Raw genomic sequence first — 25,062 nt, 5'->3', positions numbered from 1 at the left:
CCACAAGGAAAACGCACCATGATTAACCAATTTGACATCAACCCCTACACCAAAAACCAGCTCACCGCCTATCTGGAAAGCAAAAACATCGGCTTGCGCGAAGGCATGGACAATGAAGAAACCAACAAAGAAATCGCCGCCATCCTGCACGCAGGCTTCCCAAAAATGGTACAAAAAATTTACTCGCTGGCGAAATTTGAAAAATTCTTCTGGGAAAAACGCGAGCTGTTGCACCAACACATCGCCAACCGCTTCGCCGCGATTGATGAAAAAGCCGCCAAAAAAGGCAAGTAAATATCCAATGTAGGGCGTGAGACTTTGCCACGCTTCTATTCAGATATTGACCACCACAAAGGCAGCCTGAAAACCTGTTTTACCGTTTTCAGGCTGCCTCAACCGCACACTTAACCAACCCTATAAGGAAACCCAACCATGAGCCGAAAAGTTCAAATCAACAAAGGCGCAATCCAAGACAACACCTTAAAAGCCCTTGTCAAATCCAACCTCTTCCGCCACAAGGTAGAGCGCAACAAAAAAGGCAAAGGCAGCTACAACAGACAGCAAGCAAAAAAATGGCAGGACGGTTCGTTTGAATCGTCCTGCTTTGTTTTGGTTGAGGCAGCCTGAAAACCAAAAATGGAACGGCGACGGCTCGTCGCCAAATGGTTGATTAAACAGAGGATGGCTGGTTTACCAAGATGTCAGCGAGCCGCCGACGCTCCATTGATTGCAGGTTTTCAAAGGTTCCAGCCTGAAACGCATCGTCAGCCCAATCTTAATCATCCGTTACGCTATATCAGAATAAAAACAATGGAATTTCAAAGAGTTATTGATTTAACTTCACCAAACGTTTACAATGCGTCTGCAGTAAATTTTCCACAACCCTATACAGGAGCATACAAAAATGACCGATTGTCAAACACACGCAAACCACACCCACGCCCACGGCGCAAACTGCGGACACACCGCCATCCAACATGGCGACCATGTGGATTACCTGCACGATGGGCATCTGCACCACGCCCACGCCGAGCATTATGATGAACACCGCTTGGAAGTAAACGATGCCAACCCAGACGGCTGCCACCCCGTGCACACTTGCGGCGAACACCGCCACGGTGCAGGCTGCGGACACGAAGCCGTGCCACACGGCGACCATGTGGATTACTTGGTAAACGGTCGTTTGCATCATCAACACGGCGACCATTGCGATGACCACGGCCCTGTGCAAATCGTCAAATAATCGTGAAATAATCGCGCAATAAAAAACACGCTCGCAAAGCTCTGCGGGCGTGTTTTGCATTTTCAGGCTGCCTGAAAATTAGCGTGGGGCGCAATCTTTAAACAAGATTTCATCGTTGGGCGAAGTGATGGTGGCGATGTTGGCTTTGCGTGCGTTTTTGCTGGTGAGCATTTCCATGCTGATGCCGTAGCCACGACCGCCGAAAATGGTGTCCACGTTGTCGGATTTGTTCAAATCGTATTGCATCACGCGGGTTGCGCCGTTCAATTTAGCGGCGGCAGTAACAGGAATGCCTGCGCCGTTAAAGTTGTATTTCACGGCAACGCGACCTTGTTGGCAAGTGTAGTTTACGGTTTGTGTGCTGGTGATTGTTTTCGCGTTAATCGGACCGCGTGGGGCGGCGATTGCGCTGCCTGCGATAACGGTTAAAGCCAAAATGCTCAAAGTTTTTGCGATGTTCATATTTTGTCCTTTGCGGAAAAATGGGTTGATTGCTGCAAGGATTTGCAACGGGCGGCATCATAAATTTAGTGTTTATGTTTGTCTAGTAGGGCGGGTGAGTGTTTTCATATTTTTTCAAATGCTAAAACGACTGAACTTTGGGATGTGGGTTCAGCCGTTGGTTGGTTGATTGGCGCACGCCAGAGGCAGCCTGAAAAGCTGTTTTGAAGCCGTGGCGAATGATGAGTCTGCTTTAATTGCTCCACGCCATTCAATAGGATGCAAGAGCACGGCTTGCAAGCAAGCCGTAGAGGCGCGGGGATGGTTTTCAGGCTGCCTCATAGTGCGCCCGCGTTGAGGCAGCCTGAAAACTATTTCGCTGGCGATGCGCTGGATTGATGTTTTTCCCATTTGGCGCGGTGTTCGGGGGCGTAGGCGAGGTTGATGATGATTAAGGCGGGGATTTTGTTTCTTGTGTTGGCTTGGGCGGGGATGGCGAGCGCAAGCAGTGTGCCTTTTTTAAATAGCAGGATGCCTGCTTGTTGCATGCCTTGTTTGCGGCTTTCGGGGGTTTGGCTGGGATCGATTTGCAAAATGGCAAATTCATCGGCGGTTAAATCGGGGTAGGGGGCGAAGCCTGCGGTTTTCAGGCTGCCTAATAGTGCGTCAAAATTGAGGTCGGTGCGCAAGAATAAGATGGATTGCAACACTTTGCTGTCGTTATCAAACATAAACATTTGCTGTGGCACGTTGCCTTTGATGTCGCGCATATAGACGGCGATGTCGCCTGATTCAACGGTGATGCTGCGGTTGCCATAGGTTAAATAGCCGCTGTCGCTTTGCAGGACATCGGGATAAAGTTTTTTCAACTGTTCAACTGTGGTGCTGCCGATTTGGATTTGCTGCAACACATCGCTTTGGCTGGTGACAACGGCTGGGGCAGAATCGGTGTTGTTGCCCATGCGAACATCGCAAGCGGTGAGCGCGAGCGCGAGCAGGATGGGGGCAATCAGATTGAGTTTCATGGGCACTCCTTGGTTGGTAGGATGGAAGCGAAGTTGAGGCAGCCTGAAATGGCAATTAGGCGCATGAGGCAGCCTGAAACGGTGGCACAGTCGCGCCGCAGCGTTGCAACAGGGCGATGGTTTCAAACACGGGCAAGCCCATCACGCCGGTGAAGCTGCCCGCCAAATGCTGCACAAACACGCCGCCGATGCCTTGGATGCCGTATGCGCCTGCTTTGTCTAGCGGCTCGCCTGTGGCGATGTAGGCGGCGATTTGCGCGGGGGTGAGCGGGCAGAATTGCACAGTGTTTTGCTGCACGGCGGCGTGTTCGTGTGCGCCGAAGGAAACGCATACGGCGGTTAAGACTTGATGCGTGTCGCCCGATAAGCCGCGCAACATTTCGGCGGCGTGTTCGGGTGAGGTGGGCTTGCCGAGAATGGCGCCGCGATGCACCACGCTGGTGTCGGCGCTGATAATGGGGAATTGCTGCGCTTGCGGGTTGGCTTGGCGGGCGGCGCGGTTTTTGGCGACGGCAAGGCGCAGCACATAGTCGTGCGCGGGTTCGTTGGGGCGCGGGGTTTCGTCGATTTCGGCGGCGATGTTGTGGATGGTGTAGCCGAGATTTTGCAGGATTTCGCGGCGGCGTGGGCTGTTGGAGGCGAGGTAGAGTTGGGGCATGGGGTGTCCTTGTGGGCGGGCGGTGTTGCGCGGAGCAGGCAGCCTGAAAACATTGTTAGAGACACGTTTTAGCTTCGCTGAAACCCGCTTCGCTTGTTTTCAGGCTGCCTTGTTTTTGTTTTGCTTGGCGCGCATCCATTCCATCGCCATGGGGACGACGGAAAAAACCACGATGCCGATTACCAGCGCGCCAAAGTTGTTTTTGATAAACGGCACGTTGCCGAAGGCATAGCCCAGATAGGTGAGCGACACCACCCACGCGATTGCGCCCACGATGTTGTAGCGCAAAAAATGCCCGTAGTGCATTTTGCCCATGCCCGCCACAAACGGGGCGAAGGTGCGCACGATGGGCACGAAGCGGGCGAGGATGATGGTTTTGCCGCCGTATTTTTCGTAAAAAGCGTGGGTTTTGGCGAGGTATTCGGGCTTGAAGATTTTGCTGTTGGGGCGGGCGAAGAGTTTTGAGCCGAAATATTTGCCGATTTCAAAATTGGATGCGTCGCCCAAAACGGCGGCGGCAAGCAGCACGGCAACGATAAGGTGCACGTTGAGCGCGCCAGCCGAGGCGGCGGCAACAGCGCCGGCGGCAAACAGCAGCGAGTCGCCCGGCAAAAACGGCGTTACCACCAAGCCGGTTTCGCAGAACACGATGATGAACAAAATGGCGTAAATCCAGATGCCGTATTGCGCGGCAAGGGCGATGAGGTGTTGGTCGATGTGGAGGATGAAATCTAGCATGGTTAGGGCAGCCTGAAAAAAGGTTGGATGAGAGGGGAAAAGGGAAGGGCAGCCTGAAAACGAGCGAAGCGGGTTTCCGCGAAGCTAAAACGTGCCTCTAACAATGTTTTCAGGCTGCCTAATCGCGCTCGCGCCACCACGGCAGCGTGATGTCGGGCAGGTTCCAGCCGCGATACACCGCCAGCATCCGAACGGCAAAAATCAGCGCGATGGTGGACAGGCTGCGCAGCCAAGCGTTCATGCCCGTTTGCAGCATCAGCAGGTAATAGCCGCTGCCGATAATCGACGCGGTGATGTAAATTTCCTGGCGCAGCACCAGCGGGATTTGGCGGCACACAATATCGCGCATCACGCCGCCAATCACGGCGGTAAACGCGCCCATCAAAATGGCGATGGTTGCCGTCATGCCGCGGCTGAGTGCGGCTTCCACGCCGATGATGGTGAACGCCGCCAAGCCCAGCGCGTCAAACCAGCGAATCACATGGTTAATCCGCGCAAAAAAGCCGTAAAACATTTGCACCACCATGCTTAGCAGCAAAATGGTGTAGAGGTAATTCAAATCGTGCAGCCAGAAAATGGGGTGGCGGTTAATCAGCAAATCGCGCAAAGTGCCGCCGCCCACGCTGCCGAGAAACGAAACCAGCACCGCGCCCCAAAAATCCAATTTGAGCTGTTTGGCCAGCACGGTGGCGGCGATGGTGCAGGCGATGACGCCGACGATGTCCAGCGCGTAGATGATGTTTTTGATTTCGGGCAGGGGCAGGGGATTGGGCATGGCGGCGTGCGGGGGGAACAAGATGGGCGCGATTATAACGGATGCGGCGGGCGAGGCAGCCTGAAAAACCCATCCGCATGGCAAAAAACCGTTTGGCGCGGCACGAAGCGGCTGCGTTTTCAGGCTGCCCCGTCATCCCGACGGCTAACGAAAAAGGCAGCCTGAAAAAGCAAAAATGTTATAATCCGCGCTTCTTTTGCCCACTGTTTTGCCCGCCGCGGTTCGCTTTGCGACGCAGGCTGCCCCAATCTTACGGAAACCCCATGTCATCGAAGTCTCCCAAAATTGCCCTATTGCCCCAAGAATGGCGCGCCGCCGTGTCGCTGGCCGGCGTGTATGCCTTGCGGATGCTGGGGATGTTTCTCGTGTTGCCCGTACTGGCGCTGCACGCGCACGATTTGGCGGGCGCAAACGCCGATAACGCGCCGAAAATGGTGGGCTTGGCGATGGCGATGTATGGTTTGACCCAAGCCTTGTTGCAGCTGCCTTTGGGCATGCTGTCCGACAAAATCGGGCGCAAAAAGGTGATTTACCTCGGCATGGGCGTGTTTGCGCTGGGCAGCTTTTGGGCGGCGGCGGCAACCGATGTGCACACGCTGATTATGGCGCGGGCGGTGCAGGGCGCGGGCGCGGTGAGCGCGGCGGTAACGGCTTTGCTGGCGGATTTAACCCGCGAGGAAGTGCGCACCCGTGCCATGTCGCTGATTGGATTGAGCATCGGGCTCACGTTTTCTGCCAGCTTGGTGCTGTCGCCCATGTTAAGCCGCTGGATGGGTGTGAACGGCTTGTTTGCGCTGATGGGCGGGCTAAGCCTTGCCAGCATCGCGCTGATTGCGTTTTACACGCCCAACCCCACCGTCGCGCAATCGCGTTTGCATGAAGACACGCAACTGCAAGCCAGCCGCATCGGCGAAGTGTTGAAAAACGGGCAGCTGCTGCGGTTAAACTTTGGCATTTTTGTGTTGCAAGCGGGGCTGATGGCGATGTTTACCACGCTGCCGTTTGCGCTGAAAGATTTGGGCTGGGACAAAGCCAGCCATTGGCAAATCTATCTGCCCGCCACCGTGATTGGCTTGGTGCTGATGATTCCCGCCATCATCATCGGCGAAACGCGCAACAAGCTCAAACCCGTGTTTTTGCTGGGCATTGGCTTAACCACCGCCGCGCAGTTCGCGCTATTAGGCAGCCTGAATGCGGCATGGCTGATTGGATTGAGCTTGGTGGTGTACTTTATCGGCTTCAATATTTTGGAAGCCAGTATGCCCTCGCTGGTGTCCAAAATCGCACCCGGCGACCTTAAAGGCACGGCGATGGGCGTGTACAACACCTTGCAATCGGTGGGTGTGTTTTCGGGCGGCATCATCGGCAGCCGCTTATACGCGCAATACGGCTTTAACGGCGTGTTTATTTTTTGCGGCGCAATCGGCATCGCATGGCTGTGGCTCGCCGCTTGCGCCCCCGCGCCCAAGCCCGTTAAAAACATCATGTTCGCCGTCCCCCCCGCATGGCAGGGCGATTTGGGCAGTCTGAAAACCGCGATTCAAACCACGGCGGGCGTGGAAAGCATCGCGTTCAGCCACGACAACCAAACCCTATTTATCAAAGCCTTGCAGCAAGGATTTGACGAAGCCGCCATCCAAACCATCTTATCAACAGGAGCAAACAAATGTCATTGAACAAAGTAATTTTAATTGGCAACTTGGGGCGCGACCCCGAACTGCGCTATATGCCCAACGGTGACGCGGTGTGCAATTTTTCCATCGCCACCAGCGAATCATGGAACGACCGCAACAGCGGGCAACGCCAAGAGCGTACCGAATGGCACAACATCACGCTGTACCGCCGCCTTGCCGAAGTGGCGGGGCAATATTTGAAAAAAGGCAGCCAAGTGTATATTGAAGGCAAAATCCAAAGCCGTAAATACACCGACAAACAAGGCATCGAGCGCACGGCATACGACATCATCGGCAACGAAATGAAAATGCTCGGCTCGCGCGGCGGCAATCAGCAAGGCGGCGGTTATCACGACGATGCGGGCTACGCCCCTGCGCCGCAGCAAAACTACGCGCCGCAGCCGCAACAGCCCGCTTACGACGCGCCGCCTCCCGCCGCGCCCACCCAACGCCAAGCGCCCGTTGCCCCCGCCGCGCCGGTGGACGATATTGACGACGATATTCCGTTCTAAACATAGGTTCACTATTAAGGCAGCCTGAAAAGCAGCATGGCGTTGCTTTGGCAAAAGATAGCCGCAGATGCTGCTTAGCGTGTCTGCGGTTTTGTTGTGCGCCAAAGGCAGCCTGAAAACGAACCCAGCGCGTTTTAGGCTGCCCCAACCCGCCGCCCTAGGCAGCCTGAAAACCCATCAACCCACAAGGAAACCGATGATGAAATACCGCGACCTGCGCGAATTTATCCAAATGCTCGAAGCCAAAGGCAGCCTGAAACGCATCGCCGCGCCCGTTTCGCCGCATTTGGAAATGACCGAAATCGCCGACCGCGTGCTGCGCGCCGAAGGGCCGGCCTTATTGTTTGAAAACGCCGTGCGCCCCGATGGCAGCCGCTACGATTTTCCCGTGCTCGCCAACCTGTTCGGTACACCCGAACGCGTGGCGATGGGCATGGGCGCAGACAGCGTTGCCAAGCTGCGCGAAATCGGGCAGACGCTGGCATATTTGAAAGAACCCGAGCCGCCCAAGGGCATCAAAGACGCATTCTCCAAGCTGCCGCTGTTAAAAGACATTTGGAGCATGGCACCGAACGTGGTGAAAAAAGCGCCGTGCCAAGAAATCGTGTGGGAGGGCGGCGAGGTGGATTTGACGCGCCTGCCGATTCAGCATTGCTGGCCTGAAGACGTTGCCCCGCTGGTAACCTGGGGCTTAACCGTAACGCGCGGGCCGCACAAAAAACGGCAAAATCTCGGCATCTACCGCCAGCAGCTGCTCGGCAAAAACAAGCTCATCATGCGCTGGCTCGCCCATCGCGGCGGCGCGCTGGATTATCAGGCGTTCCGCAAAGAAAACCCCAGTGCGCCCTACCCCGTTGCCGTGGTACTCGGCTGCGACCCCGCCACCATTCTCGGCGCGGTAACGCCCGTACCCGACACTTTGAGCGAATATCAGTTCGCCGGCTTGCTGCGCGGCTCGCGCACCGAATTGGTCAAATGCATCGGCAGCGATTTGCAAGTGCCCGCTCGCGCCGAAATCGTGCTCGAAGGCGTGATTCATCCCGACGAAACCGCACTCGAAGGCCCCTACGGCGACCACACCGGCTATTACAACGAGCAGGACTACTTCCCCGTGTTCACCGTCGAGCGCATCACCATGCGCGAAAACCCGATTTACCACAGCACCTACACCGGCAAACCGCCCGACGAACCCGCCGTCTTGGGCGTGGCGTTAAACGAAGTGTTCGTGCCGCTGTTGCAAAAACAGTTCCCCGAAATCACCGATTTCTACCTGCCGCCCGAAGGCTGCTCCTACCGCATGGCAGTCGTGAGCATGAAAAAACAATACGCCGGCCACGCCAAGCGCGTGATGATGGGCTGTTGGTCGTTTTTGCGCCAGTTTATGTACACCAAATTCATCATCGTGGTGGACGACGATGTGAACGTGCGCGACTGGAAAGAAGTCATCTGGGCAATTACCACGCGCATGGACCCCGTTCGCGATACCGTACTGATGGAAAACACGCCGATTGACTATTTGGACTTCGCCAGCCCCGTGAGCGGACTCGGCGGCAAAATGGGCTTGGACGCCACCAACAAATGGCCGGGCGAAACCAGCCGCGAATGGGGCGTGCCGATTACCCGCGATGCGGCGGTGGTGCGGCGGATTGATGAGATTTGGGGGGAGTTGGGGTTGTGATGTTTAAATTACTTTGTTTGCTTTTAGCGACTGGCGAATTGGTGATGTTGGTGATGTGGGCAGCGCAGCAGTTTAAAGATGACTGGCGGCGGGGGAAATGGTCGGAAGGGTCGGTGGTGGTGGCGTTGCTTTTGCTGGCGTTGGCGGTGCTGCTGGGCGTGGGGCTGTGGTTGGAATTTGCTTGATGCGCCAAAGGCAGCCTGAAAATCATTAAAATAAAACTGTTGGCAACGGCAGCCTGAAAATGGATTTGGATTTTCAGGCTGCCTCAATAATCCCACAAGAAAAGGAAAAACATGAACGACACCATCAACATCAACGGCACACATTACGCCGTCCATATTTTTCGCGGCAAAGTGCTGCCTAACAATGCTGCCAGCGTATCCGCAACCCACGGCAAGCTGTATTTGCAAGACAGCGAGGGCAAGCAAAACGTTACCGAGCGAGTAGATTCCCGCGTGCTGGATTGGGTGGGGCATGATGTGGCGAAGATTTGGCTTACCCGCGCGGGCGATGAAAACGGGATAACGGTGGGCTTTTTCAGTGCCATGCTGAATAAATTTTATTGGGTTGCTGATGCGTGGCAAGATTTTTTTAACTACTACCCAACTTGGTTTAAGGGTCAAGCATCTTCATTGTATAGAGGAGGGGAAGTTAAATCTGTTGTTAAACCTCAATTGGGAATAGGTGGTATGTTGAAATGGGATATTTGGAACGGAAGAAGTAAAAGATATGAAAAAATTAGATGACAAAGAACAAGCAATGTATATTGCGAAAAAATTTCAAAAAAGAATGTTAATTCCTAAGATTTTTTTTATTTCCGTAGCCTGTATATCTGGTGCGGCAACCCTCCAAGAAATTGTTATAAATAATAATTTCTTAGAGAAAGATATTTTTTTTATTATATATACTATATATTGGGTTGTTGGATTACTTTTTTGTATTATTTATATTCCGATTGCCAGCATATGTCCATATTGCCATTCTTTTCAAAAATTTAATGGCAAATCATTTGAGATTGATGCTAATAATTTAACTTATTCAAGAGGAATTTCTCCATTTAATAAAGATTATTGCACCGAGTGTAAAGCACCACTATCACCTAAAGCCGTGGAGTATATGTATTCCAAAATAGCTGATGAGTAAGTATAACAGGCGTAGCCTGTAAGTAGGATGTGTGCGGAACGCACGCGTGCGGTTCTCAAGGTTTGAGCTAAGAGGCCGTCTGAAACAACAAATACGTTTCAGACGGCCTTTCTTTTAATAATTAGAGACGATTGGTGTTTTTATCGTGTTTGGTGTGGTGTTTTATATTAAGCCGATGGTTGATGATTGGGTGTATCAGGGGCTGTTTTTCGGTTTATTTGGTGTTCTTTCGCTCTATATAACGTGGTTGGAGAAGAGAAGCAGCCTGCGTGCGCGGGTTTGGCAGCGGGATATCGCAGGGATATTGAATAAGCAGTATGGCTGAAATAAGGCAGCCTGAAAATCGGATTTGCGTTTTCAGGCTGCCTCAATCAACCTTCAATAAAACCATTTTGGAGAACAGCATGACCGATTACGATCTTGCACATCCCAAAGCCTTGCGCCGTGTGCTGATACTGAGCTGGTGTTGCATGGCTTTGCCTTGGCTGGGGTTTTATTGGGTGAGTGGCGAGCCGTTGTTTTTTATTACGCTGCTTATGCCAATCGTCTTGTTTTACCTCGGGCAGTTGCTTAAACCGGAATACGATCGGCATGCGGAATACCCAAGCGTGCAGGTTGCGCTCATGACAGCAGCCTTGCTTGTGTTGGGGGTTTGGTTGATTGCGGTAGGGTTGATTTGGGACAAAATGCAAGTGGTGCGCGATAACAGCATCAACACGCCGCCTGCCATGATGTTGCGTGCCGAGGGCGTGGTACCTGCTTATCCTAAGCGCGTGTACCGCAGCGATTATTTTGTGCTGAGCGGTGTGCGCATGGGCTGCCCTAGGGATAGCTCCTGCCGCGATGAGGGCGTATACCGCTTTGCAGGTGAACAAGCCGTTGCCTTATATATGCCCAACCATAGGGGCTTCAATAGGTTGTATAGCTTGTCGGTGAACGGCAAGGAAATCATCCGCTTTGCCGATAGCCGCGCATACTATTTTGCCCTGCGCGAGAAGGCGGCTCGCTAAGCCCTTGTTGAATTGGTGTTGTTGCCGTTGGCTTATTTGTTTTACTGCTTAGTGCGTTTGGCGCGCGAAGAAAAAAAGCATAAAACGCATGAAGAGGCAGCCTGAAAACGGAATTTCTTGTTTTCAGGCTGCCTTTTATTGTTCCAGTTATTGTTCCGGCCCCAATTCGTCGGCGGGCTGTTCAAACTGTTGGTTTCTTGTGCCTTGGTTGATTGAAGTGAAACTTTTTCAGGTTGCCTTTTGTGCTTAGGGCAGCCTGAAAACATGAAAACCTTTGCGGCGGCAATCAATCCGGCGCGTTTTGGATTTCGCTGTGCAGTTTGTTTAAAAACCGCCCTTGGCGCACGAGGTCGCCGGCGGCGGGGTAATCTTGCTGGGCGAAGGCGTGTTCCAGCTGTTGGTAAAGCGCGGTTTGGGCTTGGGTGATTTCGTTTTGCAAATCTTGCAGGGCGGTGCGGTCTTGTTCGGCTTGGGCTTGGGCGAGGGTTTCGCGCCATTGCATTTGCTGCATCAGAAATTCGGGGTCGATTTGGGTGTTGTGGGGGTCGTCGGGGTTGATGTTGTGTTGTTGCAGAAGGTAGGCGGCGCGGTCGATGGGGGATTTGAGCGTGGCGTAGGCTTGGTTGAGGGTGGCGCTCATCATCAGGGCTTGCTTTTGCTCGAAGGGGTTGGCGGTGGTGTGTTTGTCGGGGTGGAATTGGGCGGCGAGGGCGCGGTAGCGTTGTTCCAGCGCGGCGGTGTCTAGGGGGTATTGCTCGGGGAGGTTGAAGAGTTGGAAGTATTGGGACATGGTGGATTTCCTTGTGTGGGCGGTTGCTGGGGGGATTGAGGCAGCCTGAAAAAGGGGATTTTCTATTTTCAGGCTGCCTTTGTTGTTTCGCTGCTGGTTTACGGCTGTGTATCAATCAACACGAATTGTTCGTGCTTGCTGCGGGGTCGTCGTCCTGTCCACAGGGTTTTGCCGTGGATTTCAGGCCGCCTTTGGGCTTGGGGGTTGTATTGCAGGAGCATATAGCGGCAGTTGCGGGTGCTGCTGGTGGTGGGCAGGGTACTGTATTGCTGCCATGCGATGCGGGTTTCTGTTTGGTGGGGGGGGATGTAGAGGCAGCTGGTGTGGCTGTGCAGGGAAACGAGGATGTCGTCGCTTAGGCTGTTTTGCATTTGCTGCACGATGGGGCGGTGGCTTTTGGCGGCATCTATCCACGGCAGAAACAGGGTCATCAGCAGTGCCCATACGAGGGTGATGCCTGCCGCCCAGTTGGTTACGGCTTGCCGCCCGCGTATGTTTTTGCGGGTGATGGCGATGAGCCACATGGGGGTGAACAGCAGGGCGACGATGATGGGCATGGGGTCAATGTCGCGGGTGTAGTAAGGGCTGAAATAGGCGGCGCGTTCGGCGAGTTTGGCGGGGATGCCGTAGTTCATAGCGATAAAGCCTATCCATAAGAATAGGGCGGCTGCGCCGAAGGTCATCGCGCCAAACCAGTTAAGAAAGGCGACTGCGCCGCGGCGTAGGTTGTCTAGCTGGGCGGCGCCGAGCAGGGCGAGCGGCGGGAGGATGAGCGCGAGGTTGTCTTGGTTGCGCTGCGGGTTGAAGGCGATGAGCAGGGTGAGCAGGGCGAGGGTGTAGCTGGCGTAGCTGCCTGCGTTGGCGGGCAGGGTTTTGCGGCGGCTGGCTGTCCAAACGGCAAGCGGCAGGGCGGGAAAGGCGAACCACAGGATGTGTTGCAGGTAATAGGGGAGCCGGAAGGCAGCCTGAAAATGCTGTGTACCGCCGTAGCCGCCGAACAGGTGTTGGTGAACATATTGGGCGAACGCGGCAGGATGGGTGACGGCGAGGGCGACGGGGTGGATGCTGGCGAGCGGCAGGGCGGTGAGCGTGGCGCAGACGAGGGTGATGAGAATGCGGTTGCTGCGCCATTGCGCGCTGGTGAGCCAGAGCAGCCAGCCTGTGAGCAGGGGCGTGGCGGCGATAAGGATGCCCGCGCTTTGCATCAGAAATACGCTGGCAAGGGCGATGAGCAAGGCGGCGAGAATGGCTTGGCGGTGGGCGACGGCGTAGCCCCACATCGCCAGCCCGATGCCTGCAAACAGCAGCGATTGGCTGTCCATAAAGTGGGCGACGGGCAGCAAGCCTGCCGAGCCGATGAGAATGAGCACCACGCTGCGCCCATAATGCCGCCCCAAAAAGCGGTAGCCCGCCATGCCGCTGCCCAAGAGCCCGAGGCTGGTGTAGAACACGCTGGCGAAGCGCGCGGCGGAATAGGCATCGGCTGCCCACGGCGTGAGCAGGCGTTGGAACAGCTGGGCGGTTTGCACGTATAACGGGGCAGCCTGAAAATTGGGCTCGCCAAACAGCATCGGCAGCCATGCGCCGAACGGGGTTTCGCTGATGGTGGTGTAGAGCTCGGGTTCGCCGGGCTTCCACAAATCGTGCGAAAACACGCCCGGCCACAGCCATGCGAAGGCGAGCAGGAGCAGCAGCCACGGGTATTCGCGGGTGGGTTGGACGGGGCGTTTGGGCGTGGGGGTGTAGGTGAGCATGGGACGGGTGGAGATTTTGCGGATGGGGGATTATAGCGTATTTGGGTTGGCGGGCTGAGCGGGCGGGTTTCAGGCTGCCGTTGGATGGCGGCGGCAGCCTGAAACCGTTGCGCATATAAAAAGGCGGATGGGCAATCCGCCTTGCTGAATGGTGTTGAACGGGGCGCAAGCCGTTTTGCCGCGCGATGGCGTTTTCAGGCTGCCTATCTGCTCAGCGCAAGGCAAATCAGCCCGAGCAGGGCGGGGGCGGCTTGGATGAGCGCAGGGCGTTGCCGGGTAGGCTGGCTGTACCACAGGTATGCGCCTGCGGCGGTGGCGGTGCCGAGGGCGGCGAAGATTAAGCCGTTTGCCATGCCGTAAAGGTAGTTGCTGTCGGCAAAGGCGTGCAGCAGGATGCCGAGGCTGGCGGATAAGGCAAGGGCGATGTTGTAGACGGCAAGGCTGTTAAAGGGGGCGCGCACGATGGGGAGGTGTTCGGGCGGGATTTGGAACACGCGGCGGAAGTTGCTCGCGCCGTAGGCAAGCAGTTCCAGATAGAAGATGTAGAAATGGGTGGCGGCGGTGAGGGCGGCGCAGAGGAGGGCGAGGGCGAGCATGTCAGTCTTTCATCATGTGGTTGAGTTTTTGGGCTTTGGTGTTGAGGTAGTTTTGGTTTTCGGGGTGGATGCCGACGTGTAGCGGGAGGCGTTCGGTGATGTGGATGCCGGCTTGTTGCAGGGTGTGGACTTTTTCGGGGTTGTTAGTGAGCAGGCGGATGCTGCGGATGCCGAGGTGGTCGTAGATTTCTTTGGCGAGGGTGAAGTCGCGCGCGTCGACGGGCAGGCCGAGGGCGAGGTTGGCTTCCACGGTGTCCATGCCTTTGTCTTGCAGGGCGTAGGCGCGGATTTTGTTGATGAGCCCGATGCCGCGCCCTTCTTGGCGCAGGTACACAATCACGCCGCGCCCTTCGGCGGCAACGGCTTGCATGGCGGCTTTGAGCTGGGGGCCGCAGTCGCATTTTTGCGAGAAGAGGGCGTCGCCGGTGAGGCATTCGGAGTGGACGCGGGAGAGAACGGGCTCGGGGGTGGTGATGTCGCCCATCACGAGGGCGATGTGTTCTTGCCCTGTTTGGCTGTCTTGGTAGCCGTGCATTTGATAGGTGCCGTGTTCGGTGGGCAGGCGGCAGGAGGTGATGTGTTGTAGGGGCATGGTTGTGGTCTTTCTTGTGTGTGTTGGGGGGGCAGCCTGAAAAGGGTTTTCAGGCTGCCATTGGAAAAAGTAAAGTGTTTTCTGCTTTGTGGTCGGCATCCGATTGGGTTTAACCATGCGTCTCGTGCCGACGGGGCACTTCCTTTTCTTTGTTTCGCCAAAGAAAAGGAAGCAAAAGAAAGGCGACTGCGGTTGCAGGTTTGGCTGCGCCAAACTTCCCTCGCTTGACACGATTTTTCGGGCGGACAAAAAACTCGCCGCTTCGCTGCTCAAACAGTTTTGTCCTTTTTTTCCGAAAAATCGCGTTCCACTCGGCTGCGCCAGCAGGAAAGGTGCTTTGTGGTAAACGTTCTTGATGGGATTTAACTTTGCTAAGACTTGTTTTCAGGCTGCATCAGGCGTTTGCGGCAGCCTGAAAAGGGGTTTGCGGCTTGGTTCGATTGGGTTTTCAGGCTGCCTATTGTTCTTCGCTTGGGGCTTGGGGCAGCAGTTGGCTGAGAACGGGGTGGATGCCGAGGGCGACGCCTATCCAGTGGGCGAGTTGCTCGTCGCTGAGCGGGGCGGGGGTTTCCAGATGGAGCACGCCGTACACGATGCCGTCTTCGCTGCTGACGGGCAGGCTGGTTTGGCTGGCGCTGCGCCGGTTGTGCGCGCCGGTGAGTTCGCCGTCGGCAAGCCATTGCTCGGTGCTGGGGGCGATTTGCGCCCAGCCTGATTGGGCGGTGCGGGCGGCGAGGTGTTGCCAGTAGTGCTCTTCGTTGAGCGGGATGCGCTCTTCAACGGGCGCGCCGTGTTGGATGAGGCGGATAAGGCTTTGGCTGGGGGCGTGGTTGCCGTAGAGGCTGGTGGTTTGGGCGGGGTGTTGGCTGTGGGCGGAGTCCAGCGCCATGTAGAGTTGTTTGAGCAGGGCTTCGTTTTCAGGCTGCCTGATGTCTTCGGGCAGGTGTTTGGGTTGCAAAATGCTGCGCTCGATGTGGGCTTGCCCGTGGGCGATGACGGCTTGGGTGGCGGCGCGGGCGATGGCGATGCTGTCGGGGTTGAGGGCGAGGGCTTGGGTTTGCAGGTAGTCTCGGATGGTGTTCATGACGGGGCTCCGTTTGGTTTCAGGCTGCCGTTAGGTGGGGGGTGTTACGGTGTAATCAAGAGTGCATGAGGCAGCCTGAAAGCTTTGATTGCGTGCGGCTATGGCATCGGCGGCTCAGGCTCATTTGCCCCGCACTTCAATTATCCACACTTCGCTTTGCGAGCCGAGGCGAAAGGGGATGCCCCAGAAGCCGTAGCCCGAGGTTACGACAAAGTGTCCGTTGCCGATGGCTTGGTAGCCGTAGGATAGCGGGCGGTAAATGGTTTGGGCGATAAAGTTGGCGGGGAAGATTTGCCCGTTGTGCACGTGTCCCGACACTTGCAAATCAATCGGCAGGCGCGCGTGTTCGGCGATGTGGTCGGGGCGGTGGTCCATCAGGATGACGGGTTGCGCGGGGTTGGTTTTTCGCACAAGGTCGGCAGTGGGCAGGCGGTGGGTGTCTAGGTTGTCGGGTCGCCCGATGAGCCAAAATTGCTGGTTGATTGGGATGGCTTGGTCGTGCAGCACTTGGATGCCTGCGTCTTCAATGGCGCGGGTGATGGCTTGGGGGTTGATAAAGTAGTCGTGGTTGCCCAGCGTGGCGTACACGCCCAGCGGGGCGCGCAGTTTGGCGAGGTGGGGCTTCATGTTTTCGGCGGTGTAGGCGGCGATGTCGTCGTCCATGATGTCGCCTGGCAGCAGGATGATGTCTGCTTTTTCCTGCTGCATGATTTGGGCGAGTTTGTCCAGCTGGCGCGCGCCTACGAGCGTGCCGAGGTGGGTGTCGGCTGCCATGCCGATGCGGATAGGCTGGGCGAGCGGTTTGTTGATTCGGATGCTGACGCGGCGCACCACAGGGGTGTAGGCGTTGTAAACGGATAGGGCAAACAGGGCGATGAGCAGGGCGGGGGCGATGTGGCGCAGGTCGCGCCCGAGCTTTTCAGGCTGCCTGAGGCGGCGGGCAATGCGCCCGATAACCAGCACGGCAAGGCCGGTAAGCGCGATATAGAGCAGGGCAACCAGCAGGGCGGCGTTGAGCCGGAACAGCAGGCTTTGGCGCAGGATGAGCGCGGCGAGGGTGAAGCCGTTGCACAGCGCATAGGCGAGAACATAGAGGGTTTTGCGTTGGGCGGGGGCTTGGATGCGGAATTGCCACAGCAGGGCGCGGGCGGCGCAGTAGATTAAAAATTGCAGGGCGATGAGTACGGCGATAAAGACGGGGGGCATGGTTGGGATTGGGCTGTGTGTGCAAAAAAAGGGGGGCGATTTTAGCAGAGTTGCACGGTTTTCGCTTTTCAGGCTGCCTATGGGGATAAGGCAGCCTGAAAAAAGGGGGGGAAACGCGCGATGCTTTCGCGTTGCCGTTTTATTTTTAAGCAACGATGCCAATCGGCAGCCTGAAAAACGGTCGGGCTTTATCTGTTTATTTGGTTTTGCTTGGCGCGAGGCGCATCCGCGCGTTTTCAGGCTGCCTATGGGAGGGTTCGGATGGCTCCAAGGCAGCCTGAAATCATTTGTCCAGCCCGTCCTGCACCATCTCCGCCGCGCGCAACACCGCCCGCGCCTTGTTTTGCGTTTCCTGCCATTCGCTTTCTTCCACGCTGTCTGCCACGATGCCCGCGCCGCTGCTCACGAACAATTCGCCGTTTTGCACAATCGCGGTGCGGATGGCAATCGCCAAGTCCATGTCGTTGTTAAAGCCCCATACGCCCACTGCGCCGCCGAAAATGTTGCGCTTGGTGGTTTCCAGCTCTTCGATGATTTCCAGCGCGCGCACTTTGGGCGCGCCCGAGAGCGTGCCGGCGGGGAAGGTAGCGGCGAGGATGTCCATGTTGCTGGTGTCGGGTTTCAGGCTGCCTTCCACGTTGGAAACGATGTGCATCACATGCGAATATTTTTCCACCACCATTTTGTCGGTTACGGCGACTTTGCCGATTTGGCTGATGCGCCCCACGTCGTTGCGCCCCAAATCGATGAGCATGGTGTGTTCGGCGATTTCTTTGGGGTCGTTGAGCAAATCCCGCTCGTTGGCAAGGTCTTGCTCGGGTGTTGCGCCGCGCAGCCGTGTGCCGGCGATGGGGCGCACCACCACTTTGTCGCGCTCGCGGCGCACCAGAATTTCGGGCGACGAGCCGACGATGTGGAAATCACCAAAATCGTAGTAAAACAAATACGGCGAGGGGTTGAGCGTGCGCAGGGCGCGGTAAAGGTGCAGGGGGTGGTCGGTAAACGGCAGTTTCATGCTTTGCGCGGGAACGACTTGCATGCAGTCGCCGTTGAGGATGTATTCGCGCACGCGGCGCACATAGCTTTTGAAGGTTTCTTCGCCGGTGAGATGCTGCGGCACGGTGCGCCGGCTGCCGAGCGAGAGCGGGATGGCCACGCTTTGGCGCAGTTTTTCGCGCAGGCTTTCCAGCTTGGCGCGGGCGGTTTCGTAGCCTTGCGGATGGCTGGGGTCGGCATACACAATCAGGTGGATTTTGCCGCTTAAATTGTCTACCACGGCGAGCTCTTGCGACAGCATCAGCAGTATGTCGGGCGTGTTCAGCGGGTTGTGTTTTTCAGGCTGCCGCAGACGGTGGGCAATGTGTTCGAAATGGTAGATGCTTTCGTAGCCGAAGTAGCCCACCAGCCCGCCGGTAAAACGGGGCAGGCCGGGGATGTCGGGGGTTTTGAATTGGGCGTGGTATTGTTCGATGATGTGCAGCGGGTTGCCGTGGTGCGTTTGCACGAGCCGGTGGTCTTGATAGATTTCGGTGCGGCTGCCCGATACTTTGATGTAGTCGCGGCAGGGCAGCCCGATAAACGAATAGCGCCCGAAGCGTTCGCCGCCCACCACCGATTCCAGCAGATAGCTGAACGGGCGGTTGGCGAGTTTGAGATACAGCGAGAGCGGGGTGTCCAAATCGGCGAGCAGCTCTTGCACGAGGGGGATGCGGTTGTAGCCTTGCGCGGCTTGGGCTTGGTATTGGGCTTTGGTAATCATAACGGGCTTTCCGGTAATGGGGGGATTGGTTTTCAGGCTGCCTACTATATCAAAAAGTGCGGCAGGGTTTGATGTTTGGTCTTCAATTTGCTTTGCGGATGCTATTGGAATATTTATTTTATTTTAGGCAGCCTGAAAGCTGGTTCAGCCATGCTGCGCCATAACTAGTTATAATCTCAAATCTTTTATTGAATACGGCGATGTTTATGAAGCCCAGTTTTGTTTCCCGTTTGTTCAGCCATGTTTCGCAGCAAAGCCACGAGGCAAGGGCTTGGCTGAAACGCTATGCCCGCAATCCGCGCAATGTGGGCAGCATCTTGCCGTCTTCCAAAATGCTGGGGCGGGCGATGACGGCGGCAGCGTTGCGCTATGGCGCGCGCGATGCGCTGTTTATCGAGGCGGGCGCGGGCAACGGCGCGATTACGCGGGTGCTGGCGCAATCGCTGGCGGGGAGAAACCGTTTGGTGGCGTGCGAATTTTTGCCGTCGTTTGCGCAGGAATTGCAGCGCAGGCTGCCTGAAATTGAGGTGGCGTGTTGTCGGGTGCAGGATTTGCCGCATTGGCAGGAGGCGGGCAATAAAACGATTGTGTCGTCGCTGCCGTTTCGCAGTTTGGCGAAGGATGAGGCGCGGGATATCGGCGCGTTTTTGCAAAGCGAGTTGCACAAAAATCTGCGCTCGGTGTTGGTGCAGTTTACCTACGGGCTGAAAAACCCGATTCCGTTGTTGGCGGCGGACGCGTCGGTTGAGAGCTTCCGCCATGCGATGGTGTGGCACAATTCGCCGCCTGCCGCGGTGTGGGTGTACCGGCTGGCCGTGCGCTGACAGGCAGCCTGAAAACGGGAAACACGTTTGGCTTCGCGGCTAAACGTGTTTTTGTTTGCGGATGGGGTTTTCAGGCTGCCTTTGCGTTACAAAACGGTGTTGGCAGGCTCGTAACGGATGATTTCGCGGATTTTGTTCGCCCCGTCCACCAGCACCACTTTGGGCTGATGCGCGGCAATTTCGGGTTCAGACAGCAGCACATACGACATGATAATCACAATGTCGCCCGCCTGCACCAGCCGCGCCGCCGCGCCGTTCAGGCACACGATGCCGCTGCCGCGCTCGCCTGCGATGGTGTAGGTTTCAAAACGCGCGCCGTTGTTGTTGTTCACGATTTGCACTTTTTCGTTCACGCAGATGTCTGCCGCGTCGAGCAGGTCTTGGTCGATGGTGATGCTGCCGACGTAGTTCAAGTCGGCTTGGGTTACGGTGGCGCGGTGGATTTTGCCGCCGAGCAGGGTTCTAAACATGATGTGTACTCAAAATTTGAAAGGCGCGGATTATACGCGGTTAATGGATTTCAGGCTGCCTTTGCGGGGGAGGCTGCCTGCCTAGCGTAGCGGAGTTGCGAAGCTAAAATGGGGTTGGTGTATTTCACCCTTATTTTGTATTTTCAGGCTGCCTAAACCGCCATTTCAGCCACACGGCTATCGCAGCCAGCAAGCCGATAAACGGCAGCGAGCCGCCGAGCCGCATAAACGGCGTTTCGCCTGTCATGCCTTGCACGCTGCCTTCCAGCACGGTGGCGGTGTTGGGAACAGCTTGTTGCACGATGCTGCCTTGCGGCGAAACGATGGCGGTTGCGCCTGTGTTGGTGGCGCGAATCATGTAGCGTCCGAGTTCTAGGGCGCGGGTTTGCGATTGTTGCAGCTGTTGCCACATGGCGTTGGAATCGCCGTACCACGCCATGTTGCTGGCGTTGGCGAGTAGGGTGGCTTGGCGGGCGGAGGCGATGAGTTCGTCGCCGAAGCCGTCTTCGTAGCAGATGTTGAACGCGACTTTTTGGTTTGCCATGCTAAACGGGGCTTGCGCTGCGCCGCCGCGTTGGAAGTCGCCCAAGGGCATGTTCATGGCGTTGTAGAGGAACTGGGTGAGCGGTTTGAGCGGTTTGTATTCGCCAAAGGGCACGAGGTGGTTTTTGGCGTAGATGGGCAGCTTTTCAGGCTGCGTTTGCGGGGTGTAGTCGGTGAGGTTGACGATGGCGTTGAGGTAGTTTTCGCCATCGGAGGTAAACAGCGGCACGCCCACGGCAAGGCTGCTGCCGTTGCGGCGGGCGGTTTGGGCGAATTCTTGGATGATTTCGCTGGGGGTGTTTTGCAAAAACACAGGGAATGCGGTTTCGGGCAGGATAACGATTTGGGCGCGGGTGCTGGCAACTTGGTCAAGGTAGCGTTGGTAGGTGGGGAGGAGTTGGTTTTGGGCGAATTTGAGCCGTTGTTCAATGTTGCCTTGCGCGAGGGCAACGGTGGTGGGGCTGCCTGTGGGTTGGGTGAACGCGATGGTGCGCAAGAGGCTGCCTGAAAGCAGGATGGCAACGATGCCGATGGCGGCGGCGATGCGGGGCTTGGTGGTTTGGCTGTTCACCAGCAACACCAGCCATGTGCCCATCAGCGCGGTGGCAAAGGTAACCAAGTGGATGCCGCCCAGCGGGGCGAAGCCGGCCAGCGGGCTGTTATCGGCGATTTGCGAGTAGCCCAGCGCGCCCCAGCCAAAGCCTGTAAGCAAGCGTTCGCGCGCGAACTCGGTGAGCGTCCACAGCATAGGCAAGCCGATGCCGAGCCCAATAGGGCGCGGCAGCTTGAAATGGCGGTAGAGCCAAAAGGCGAGCGCGGGGTAGAGCCCCAAAAAGGCGGGCAACAGCAGGGTGAGCGGGATGGCGAAATATTCGGGCAGCTTGGCGATGCCGTGCAGCGCGGTGTGTATCCACCAAAATTGGGCGGTGTAGCCAATCAAGCCGAACCAGTAAGCAGAGCGTACGCTGCACTCGGGTTTTAGCTCAATCAGGCGCACCAAGCCGCCAAACAGCAGTGGCATCAGCCAGAATTGGTAATAGGGGGCGAAGGTAAGCGGGGTGGCGAGGGCGAGGGCGGTGAGCAGGATGCAATAGACGGCGGGGATTTGCCAGATGCGGTCAAGTTTGGGGAACATGGTGGTGGGGAGGGTGGAAAAGGTGGGGATTATAGCGGGGGATTGGTTTTCAGGCTGCCTTTGTGTAGGGAAAAGGCAGCCTGAAAACGGCATTTATTCCATTTCAGGCTGCCTTTATCAAGCACACAAAGGCAGCCTGAAAACCATCCCAATAAAAATCATCCCCATCCCAAAAAGCCGTTTCACCTTTCCAGATGGGGATAACCGTTTTCAGGCTGCCTACTTCGCTTGCGCCCGATACCAAGCCACAAACTCATCGGCAGGCGCAAAGCCCAGCAAGCCCGCGCCGTGGCTGCCATCGGCTTTGAGCACAAACAAACCGGGCGGGCCAAACAGCCCATATTTTTTCAACAACGCCTGCTGCTCGGGCGTGTTGGCGGTAACGTCGATTTGCATCAGCCGCGCCATCGGCACCGCCGCCTGCACTTGCGCCGCACCAAAGGTTTTCGCCTCCATCTCCTTGCACGACACGCACCAATCGGCATAAAAATCCAGTAGCACAGGCTGGCTTGGGTCGGCGGCAAAGGCAGCCTGAATCGCCTGTTCCAGCTCGGCAACGCTGGCGGTTTTGATGCCGTGCACCGCATGGGACGATGGCTGATGCAAGGTTAAAAATTCGTGCATCGGCGTAGCTTGCCCGCGCGCGCTTTGCACGCCGAACCACGCGCCCATCGCCAGCAACACCGCGCCCAAGCCCAGCGCAACCGTTTTCAGGCTGCCTGAAAACGCACGGGCGCAGTAAAACAAATACAGCGCAGGCGCAACCAGCAGCGCAGTATAAAGCCCCACCACCACGCCATACGGCAAAAACGGCGTCGCCAAATACACCGCCACCGCCAGCAAAATCACGCCAAACGCATATTTAATGCCGTTCATCCAATCGCCCGCGCGCGGCAAAATATGTCCGCCAAACGTGCCAATCAGCATCAGCGGCACGCCCGTGCCCAACGCCATCGCGTATAACGCCGCCCCGCCCAACAGCGCGTCGCCTGTTTTGCCGATGTAGCCCAGCGCAAACGCCAACGGCGGCGCAACGCAAGGGCCCACAATCAACGCCGACAGCATCCCCATCACAAACACGCTCGCCACCTTGCCGCCCGACAATTTGTTGCTCTGGGTTTGAAAATAACTTTGCAACGCGCTGGGTAGTTGGATGTTAAACAAGCCGAACATCGACAGCGCCAGCAGCACCATCAACCCCGCCGCTGCCAGCACCACCCAAGCCTGTTGCAGCCACACCGTAAGCAGCGCACCCGTTAGCCCCGCCAACACGCCCACCAGCGTATAAGTCAAAGCCAAGCCCTGCACATACACAAACGACAGCGCAAACGCCCGCCGCTTGCTGCCCGATTTATCGCCCACAATAATGCTGGACACAATCGGCAGCAGCGGATACATGCACGCCGTGAAACTCAGCCCCAAACCGAACACGAAAAACCACAGCAAATTGCTGCCGATGGTGTCGCGCGACAGGGCGAAACGGCTGTCAGCATGGGCGGACGAAAGGGGAGCATTCTGCGCCATTGCTGGCATTGACGCGGCGGCTGCCTGAATGTCCCCCTGCGGCTTTACAAACATATCCTTAGCGTTATCCGCCGCCATGTTTTCAGGCGCATACACGCCTGAGCCGTTGATGTTTAATTCCGTGTCCACAGGCGGATAGCACACGCCCGCTTCCGCGCAGCCCTGATAATGCAGCGTGATTTTGTAAGCCGCAGGCGCAGGCTTGGCGTAATCCCATTTCACATTCGCCGCGTGGTGATACACAATTTGCTTGCCGAAAAATTCGTCTTCCTTTGGCTCGCCTTGGCTAAACGTTGCCTTGTCGCGCAACAGCTTTTCAGGCTGCGTATCAGCGGTGATTTTGCTTTGATACATATAATAGCCATCGGCGATTTTAAACTGTACGTCCACACCCTTGTCCGACGCGGTTACCGTGGGCACAAACGCCTGCTCGGGCGGCAACAAATCATCCGCGTTCACCGCCGCGCCCGCAAACTGCGCCAAGCTCAAACACGCCAACAGCGCGTAAATATATTTTTTCATCGTGTGTTGTTCCTTTCGCCGCCTGTTGCTTACTGGTTTACCTGCATGGTTTACCCGCAGAGGCAGCCTGAAAATAAAATTGCGCGCATTATCCCTTGTTTTGCGCCATGACGCATCCGTTTACCTGCTCAATACATTGCTGAAAAATCGCAATGATAGTTTGGGGTAATGGCAAGGGCAGCAATAAAGGCAGCCTGAAAATGCACCAGACTACGTTTTCAGGCTGCCTTTATTCTCTGTTGAACGATTATGCTTCGTCGGACATTTCTTCGGGCATTTCGCCATCGGTTTCATCCAACACGCCTTCGGTGATGATGGGGTTTACCAAGCCTTCGGCGCGGATTTTCTCGGCGATTTCGTTGGCGATTTCCGGGTTTTCTTTCAACCAAATGCGCACGTTTTCTTTGCCTTGCCCGATTTTGTTGCCATCGTAGCTGTACCACGCGCCCGATTTTTGGATGATGCCGTATTTGTCGCCCAAATCAATCAACTCGCCCTCCCAGCTGATGCCTTCGCCGTACAGGATGTCAAACGCAGCGGAGCGGAAAGGCGGCGCCACTTTGTTTTTCACCACTTTCACTTTGGTTTCTTTGCCGATTGGTGTTTCGTCTTTGCCTGTGGGTTTGATTTGCGTTGTGCCGCGAATGTCTATGCGCACGGACGAATAGAATTTCAGCGCGTTGCCGCCGGTGGTGGTTTCGGGGTTGCCGAACATCACGCCGATTTTCATGCGCAGCTGGTTGATGAACACCACCAGCGTGTTGGTTTTTTTGATGTGCCCCGTGAGCTTGCGCAAAGCTTGGCTCATCAAACGGGCTTGCAAGCCGACGTGGCTGTCGCCCATGTCGCCTTCAATCTCGGCTTTGGGCACCAGCGCGGCAACAGAATCCACCACCACCATGTCCACGCCGCCCGAGCGCACCAGCATATCGCAGATTTCCAGCGCCTGTTCGCCCGTGTCGGGTTGCGACACCATCAAATCTTCCACTTTTACGCCGAGTTTGCGGGCGTAAACGGGGTCAAAGGCGTTTTCGGCATCAATAAACGCGCACACGCCGCCCATTTTTTGGCATTGGGCGATGGTTTCCAGGCAAAGCGTGGTTTTGCCTGATGATTCCGGCCCGAAAATTTCCACGATGCGCCCGCGCGGCAAGCCGCCTACGCCAAGGGCGAGGTCCAGCCCGAGCGAGCCTGTGGAGATGACTTGCAGCTCTTCTTGCGGCGTGCTGCCGTCCATTTTCATAATCGCACCTTTGCCGAAGCTTTTTTCAATTTGGGCGAGGGCGGCTTTGAGCGCGGCGGCTTTGTCGGTTGGTTTATCGGTGTTTTTGTCGGATTTCTTTTCTGCCATGATTGGATTCTCT

The 25,062-nt window shown here is 56.3% G+C and carries 28 protein-coding genes; 11 read left to right on the top strand and 17 right to left on the bottom strand.

The genetic code is table 11. The features are described 5' to 3' along the window. Positions 1-18 precede the first annotated feature (18 nt). The 3 genes from JDW22_RS05230 to JDW22_RS05220 all read left to right on the top strand — a co-directional run bounded on the left by JDW22_RS05230 (position 19) and on the right by JDW22_RS05220 (position 1,243). Positions 19-294, top strand: coding sequence for a hypothetical protein (locus JDW22_RS05230; RefSeq protein WP_200522155.1), 276 nt, complete (start codon positions 19-21; stop codon positions 292-294). A 138-nt stretch (positions 295-432) separates the two neighbouring features. Further along, on the top strand, positions 433-627 hold the full coding sequence (gene arfA, locus JDW22_RS05225; protein WP_200522154.1) for a ribosome alternative rescue factor ArfA: 195 nt from the start codon (positions 433-435) through the stop codon (positions 625-627). A gap of 277 nt (positions 628-904) precedes the next feature. Continuing rightward, positions 905-1,243 (top strand): hypothetical protein, encoded by a 339-nt coding sequence (locus JDW22_RS05220; RefSeq protein WP_040558044.1) that lies wholly within the window; start codon positions 905-907, stop codon positions 1,241-1,243. Positions 1,244-1,321: 78 nt separating this feature from the next. On the opposite strand, the gene JDW22_RS05215 is transcribed toward JDW22_RS05220, so the two are convergent. From JDW22_RS05215 to JDW22_RS05190, 6 genes are all read right to left on the bottom strand, one after another. Next, entirely contained in the window at positions 1,322-1,705 is a 384-nt protein-coding gene (locus JDW22_RS05215; protein ID WP_200522152.1) for an ACP-like domain-containing protein, read from the bottom strand. A gap of 150 nt (positions 1,706-1,855) precedes the next feature. Further along, on the bottom strand, positions 1,856-2,095 hold the full coding sequence (locus JDW22_RS05210) for a hypothetical protein (RefSeq protein WP_200522150.1): 240 nt from the start codon (positions 2,093-2,095) through the stop codon (positions 1,856-1,858). Next, complete coding sequence (locus JDW22_RS05205; RefSeq protein ID WP_003793436.1) at positions 2,056-2,709, bottom strand: hypothetical protein; 654 nt, start codon at positions 2,707-2,709, stop codon at positions 2,056-2,058. The genes JDW22_RS05210 and JDW22_RS05205 overlap by 40 nt, the downstream gene beginning before the upstream one ends. A gap of 55 nt (positions 2,710-2,764) precedes the next feature. Continuing rightward, positions 2,765-3,367 carry a Maf family protein gene (locus tag JDW22_RS05200; RefSeq protein WP_200522148.1) on the bottom strand — a complete coding sequence of 201 codons (603 nt, stop codon included), beginning with the start codon at positions 3,365-3,367 and terminating at the stop codon, positions 2,765-2,767. Between the two features lie 99 nt (positions 3,368-3,466). After that, positions 3,467-4,105 (bottom strand): DedA family protein, encoded by a 639-nt coding sequence (locus tag JDW22_RS05195; RefSeq protein ID WP_200522146.1) that lies wholly within the window; start codon positions 4,103-4,105, stop codon positions 3,467-3,469. 118 nt (positions 4,106-4,223) lie between these two features. Continuing rightward, entirely contained in the window at positions 4,224-4,964 is a 741-nt protein-coding gene (locus JDW22_RS05190) for a trimeric intracellular cation channel family protein (protein ID WP_235964921.1), read from the bottom strand. Between the two features lie 179 nt (positions 4,965-5,143). Here JDW22_RS05190 and JDW22_RS05185 point away from each other — a divergent pair, with 179 nt between their 5' ends. From JDW22_RS05185 to JDW22_RS05155, 7 genes are all read left to right on the top strand, one after another. Next, entirely contained in the window at positions 5,144-6,556 is a 1,413-nt protein-coding gene (locus tag JDW22_RS05185) for an MFS transporter (RefSeq protein ID WP_200522144.1), read from the top strand. After that, positions 6,547-7,065 (top strand): single-stranded DNA-binding protein, encoded by a 519-nt coding sequence (locus JDW22_RS05180; protein WP_200522142.1) that lies wholly within the window; start codon positions 6,547-6,549, stop codon positions 7,063-7,065. Before JDW22_RS05185 ends, JDW22_RS05180 begins: the two co-directional genes overlap by 10 nt. Positions 7,066-7,264: 199 nt before the next feature. Further along, positions 7,265-8,743, top strand: coding sequence for a 4-hydroxy-3-polyprenylbenzoate decarboxylase (gene ubiD / locus JDW22_RS05175; RefSeq protein ID WP_200522720.1), 1,479 nt, complete (start codon positions 7,265-7,267; stop codon positions 8,741-8,743). Continuing rightward, positions 8,743-8,928, top strand: a complete 186-nt coding sequence (locus JDW22_RS05170) for a hypothetical protein (RefSeq protein WP_200522140.1) — start codon at positions 8,743-8,745, stop codon at positions 8,926-8,928. Before ubiD ends, JDW22_RS05170 begins: the two co-directional genes overlap by 1 nt. Before the next feature lie 111 nt (positions 8,929-9,039). Further along, the gene (locus JDW22_RS05165) at positions 9,040-9,492 is read left to right on the top strand and encodes a hypothetical protein (protein ID WP_200522137.1); all 453 of its coding nucleotides are present in this window, start codon (positions 9,040-9,042) and stop codon (positions 9,490-9,492) included. Beyond that, positions 9,476-9,889, top strand: a complete 414-nt coding sequence (locus tag JDW22_RS05160; protein ID WP_182077722.1) for a hypothetical protein — start codon at positions 9,476-9,478, stop codon at positions 9,887-9,889. The genes JDW22_RS05165 and JDW22_RS05160 overlap by 17 nt, the downstream gene beginning before the upstream one ends. 317 nt (positions 9,890-10,206) lie before the next feature. Next, a complete protein-coding gene (locus JDW22_RS05155) occupies positions 10,207-10,899 on the top strand; it encodes a hypothetical protein (RefSeq protein WP_200522135.1) in 693 nt (230 codons plus the stop codon). Positions 10,900-11,185: 286 nt separating this feature from the next. Here the strand turns inward: JDW22_RS05155 and hscB are convergent, their stop codons facing one another. The 7 genes from hscB to trpE form a co-directional block, all read right to left on the bottom strand. After that, positions 11,186-11,689 carry a Fe-S protein assembly co-chaperone HscB gene (gene hscB / locus JDW22_RS05150; protein ID WP_200522133.1) on the bottom strand — a complete coding sequence of 168 codons (504 nt, stop codon included), beginning with the start codon at positions 11,687-11,689 and terminating at the stop codon, positions 11,186-11,188. A 98-nt stretch (positions 11,690-11,787) separates the two neighbouring features. Next, positions 11,788-13,443, bottom strand: coding sequence for a glycosyltransferase family 39 protein (locus tag JDW22_RS05145; protein ID WP_200522131.1), 1,656 nt, complete (start codon positions 13,441-13,443; stop codon positions 11,788-11,790). Positions 13,444-13,646: 203 nt separating this feature from the next. Further along, the gene (locus JDW22_RS05140) at positions 13,647-14,039 is read right to left on the bottom strand and encodes a DUF1304 family protein (RefSeq protein WP_200522129.1); all 393 of its coding nucleotides are present in this window, start codon (positions 14,037-14,039) and stop codon (positions 13,647-13,649) included. Between the two features lies 1 nt (position 14,040). After that, positions 14,041-14,631 (bottom strand): GTP cyclohydrolase II, encoded by a 591-nt coding sequence (gene ribA / locus JDW22_RS05135; protein WP_200522719.1) that lies wholly within the window; start codon positions 14,629-14,631, stop codon positions 14,041-14,043. A 457-nt stretch (positions 14,632-15,088) separates the two neighbouring features. Next, positions 15,089-15,715: a hypothetical protein gene (locus JDW22_RS05130; protein WP_200522127.1), complete on the bottom strand. Its 627-nt coding sequence runs from the start codon at positions 15,713-15,715 to the stop codon at positions 15,089-15,091. A 120-nt stretch (positions 15,716-15,835) separates the two neighbouring features. Next, positions 15,836-16,921 carry a metallophosphoesterase gene (locus JDW22_RS05125; protein WP_200522125.1) on the bottom strand — a complete coding sequence of 362 codons (1,086 nt, stop codon included), beginning with the start codon at positions 16,919-16,921 and terminating at the stop codon, positions 15,836-15,838. A 283-nt stretch (positions 16,922-17,204) separates the two neighbouring features. Then, a complete protein-coding gene (trpE, locus tag JDW22_RS05120; protein WP_200522123.1) occupies positions 17,205-18,680 on the bottom strand; it encodes an anthranilate synthase component I in 1,476 nt (491 codons plus the stop codon). Between the two features lie 206 nt (positions 18,681-18,886). On the opposite strand from trpE, the gene JDW22_RS05115 reads away from it, so the two are divergent. After that, positions 18,887-19,504 (top strand): class I SAM-dependent methyltransferase, encoded by a 618-nt coding sequence (locus JDW22_RS05115; protein WP_050755532.1) that lies wholly within the window; start codon positions 18,887-18,889, stop codon positions 19,502-19,504. Positions 19,505-19,590: 86 nt separating this feature from the next. Here the strand turns inward: JDW22_RS05115 and panD are convergent, their stop codons facing one another. The 4 genes from panD to recA all read right to left on the bottom strand — a co-directional run bounded on the left by panD (position 19,591) and on the right by recA (position 25,049). Then, positions 19,591-19,974 (bottom strand): aspartate 1-decarboxylase, encoded by a 384-nt coding sequence (gene panD, locus JDW22_RS05110; RefSeq protein ID WP_003793490.1) that lies wholly within the window; start codon positions 19,972-19,974, stop codon positions 19,591-19,593. Between the two features lie 130 nt (positions 19,975-20,104). After that, on the bottom strand, positions 20,105-21,652 hold the full coding sequence (gene lnt, locus JDW22_RS05105; RefSeq protein ID WP_200522718.1) for an apolipoprotein N-acyltransferase: 1,548 nt from the start codon (positions 21,650-21,652) through the stop codon (positions 20,105-20,107). Positions 21,653-21,871: 219 nt separating this feature from the next. Beyond that, positions 21,872-23,698 (bottom strand): protein-disulfide reductase DsbD, encoded by a 1,827-nt coding sequence (gene dsbD / locus JDW22_RS05100; RefSeq protein ID WP_200522121.1) that lies wholly within the window; start codon positions 23,696-23,698, stop codon positions 21,872-21,874. Between the two features lie 247 nt (positions 23,699-23,945). Continuing rightward, complete coding sequence (gene recA / locus JDW22_RS05095; protein WP_200522110.1) at positions 23,946-25,049, bottom strand: recombinase RecA; 1,104 nt, start codon at positions 25,047-25,049, stop codon at positions 23,946-23,948. Between the last annotated feature and the right edge of the window lie 13 nt (positions 25,050-25,062).

The organism is Kingella bonacorsii (assembly GCF_016623605.1).
Taxonomy (GTDB): domain Bacteria; phylum Pseudomonadota; class Gammaproteobacteria; order Burkholderiales; family Neisseriaceae; genus Kingella_B; species Kingella_B oralis.
Note: the sequence above shows the minus strand (reverse complement) of the source record. Positions and strands in the feature narration are given on the sequence as shown.

Coding starts and splice junctions, on each gene's coding strand:
- JDW22_RS05230 (WP_200522155.1), top strand. CDS start 19: ATGATTAACCAATTTGACATCAACCCCTACACCAAAAACCAGCTCACC.
- arfA (WP_200522154.1), top strand. CDS start 433: ATGAGCCGAAAAGTTCAAATCAACAAAGGCGCAATCCAAGACAACACC.
- JDW22_RS05220 (WP_040558044.1), top strand. CDS start 905: ATGACCGATTGTCAAACACACGCAAACCACACCCACGCCCACGGCGCA.
- JDW22_RS05215 (WP_200522152.1), bottom strand. CDS start 1,705: ATGAACATCGCAAAAACTTTGAGCATTTTGGCTTTAACCGTTATCGCA.
- JDW22_RS05210 (WP_200522150.1), bottom strand. CDS start 2,095: ATGGGAAAAACATCAATCCAGCGCATCGCCAGCGAAATAGTTTTCAGG.
- JDW22_RS05205 (WP_003793436.1), bottom strand. CDS start 2,709: ATGAAACTCAATCTGATTGCCCCCATCCTGCTCGCGCTCGCGCTCACC.
- JDW22_RS05200 (WP_200522148.1), bottom strand. CDS start 3,367: ATGCCCCAACTCTACCTCGCCTCCAACAGCCCACGCCGCCGCGAAATC.
- JDW22_RS05195 (WP_200522146.1), bottom strand. CDS start 4,105: ATGCTAGATTTCATCCTCCACATCGACCAACACCTCATCGCCCTTGCC.
- JDW22_RS05185 (WP_200522144.1), top strand. CDS start 5,144: ATGTCATCGAAGTCTCCCAAAATTGCCCTATTGCCCCAAGAATGGCGC.
- JDW22_RS05180 (WP_200522142.1), top strand. CDS start 6,547: ATGTCATTGAACAAAGTAATTTTAATTGGCAACTTGGGGCGCGACCCC.
- ubiD (WP_200522720.1), top strand. CDS start 7,265: ATGAAATACCGCGACCTGCGCGAATTTATCCAAATGCTCGAAGCCAAA.
- JDW22_RS05170 (WP_200522140.1), top strand. CDS start 8,743: ATGTTTAAATTACTTTGTTTGCTTTTAGCGACTGGCGAATTGGTGATG.
- JDW22_RS05165 (WP_200522137.1), top strand. CDS start 9,040: ATGAACGACACCATCAACATCAACGGCACACATTACGCCGTCCATATT.
- JDW22_RS05160 (WP_182077722.1), top strand. CDS start 9,476: ATGAAAAAATTAGATGACAAAGAACAAGCAATGTATATTGCGAAAAAA.
- JDW22_RS05155 (WP_200522135.1), top strand. CDS start 10,207: ATGGCTGAAATAAGGCAGCCTGAAAATCGGATTTGCGTTTTCAGGCTG.
- hscB (WP_200522133.1), bottom strand. CDS start 11,689: ATGTCCCAATACTTCCAACTCTTCAACCTCCCCGAGCAATACCCCCTA.
- JDW22_RS05145 (WP_200522131.1), bottom strand. CDS start 13,443: ATGCTCACCTACACCCCCACGCCCAAACGCCCCGTCCAACCCACCCGC.
- JDW22_RS05140 (WP_200522129.1), bottom strand. CDS start 14,039: ATGCTCGCCCTCGCCCTCCTCTGCGCCGCCCTCACCGCCGCCACCCAT.
- ribA (WP_200522719.1), bottom strand. CDS start 14,631: ATGCCCCTACAACACATCACCTCCTGCCGCCTGCCCACCGAACACGGC.
- JDW22_RS05130 (WP_200522127.1), bottom strand. CDS start 15,715: ATGAACACCATCCGAGACTACCTGCAAACCCAAGCCCTCGCCCTCAAC.
- JDW22_RS05125 (WP_200522125.1), bottom strand. CDS start 16,921: ATGCCCCCCGTCTTTATCGCCGTACTCATCGCCCTGCAATTTTTAATC.
- trpE (WP_200522123.1), bottom strand. CDS start 18,680: ATGATTACCAAAGCCCAATACCAAGCCCAAGCCGCGCAAGGCTACAAC.
- JDW22_RS05115 (WP_050755532.1), top strand. CDS start 18,887: ATGAAGCCCAGTTTTGTTTCCCGTTTGTTCAGCCATGTTTCGCAGCAA.
- panD (WP_003793490.1), bottom strand. CDS start 19,974: ATGTTTAGAACCCTGCTCGGCGGCAAAATCCACCGCGCCACCGTAACC.
- lnt (WP_200522718.1), bottom strand. CDS start 21,652: ATGTTCCCCAAACTTGACCGCATCTGGCAAATCCCCGCCGTCTATTGC.
- dsbD (WP_200522121.1), bottom strand. CDS start 23,698: ATGAAAAAATATATTTACGCGCTGTTGGCGTGTTTGAGCTTGGCGCAG.
- recA (WP_200522110.1), bottom strand. CDS start 25,049: ATGGCAGAAAAGAAATCCGACAAAAACACCGATAAACCAACCGACAAA.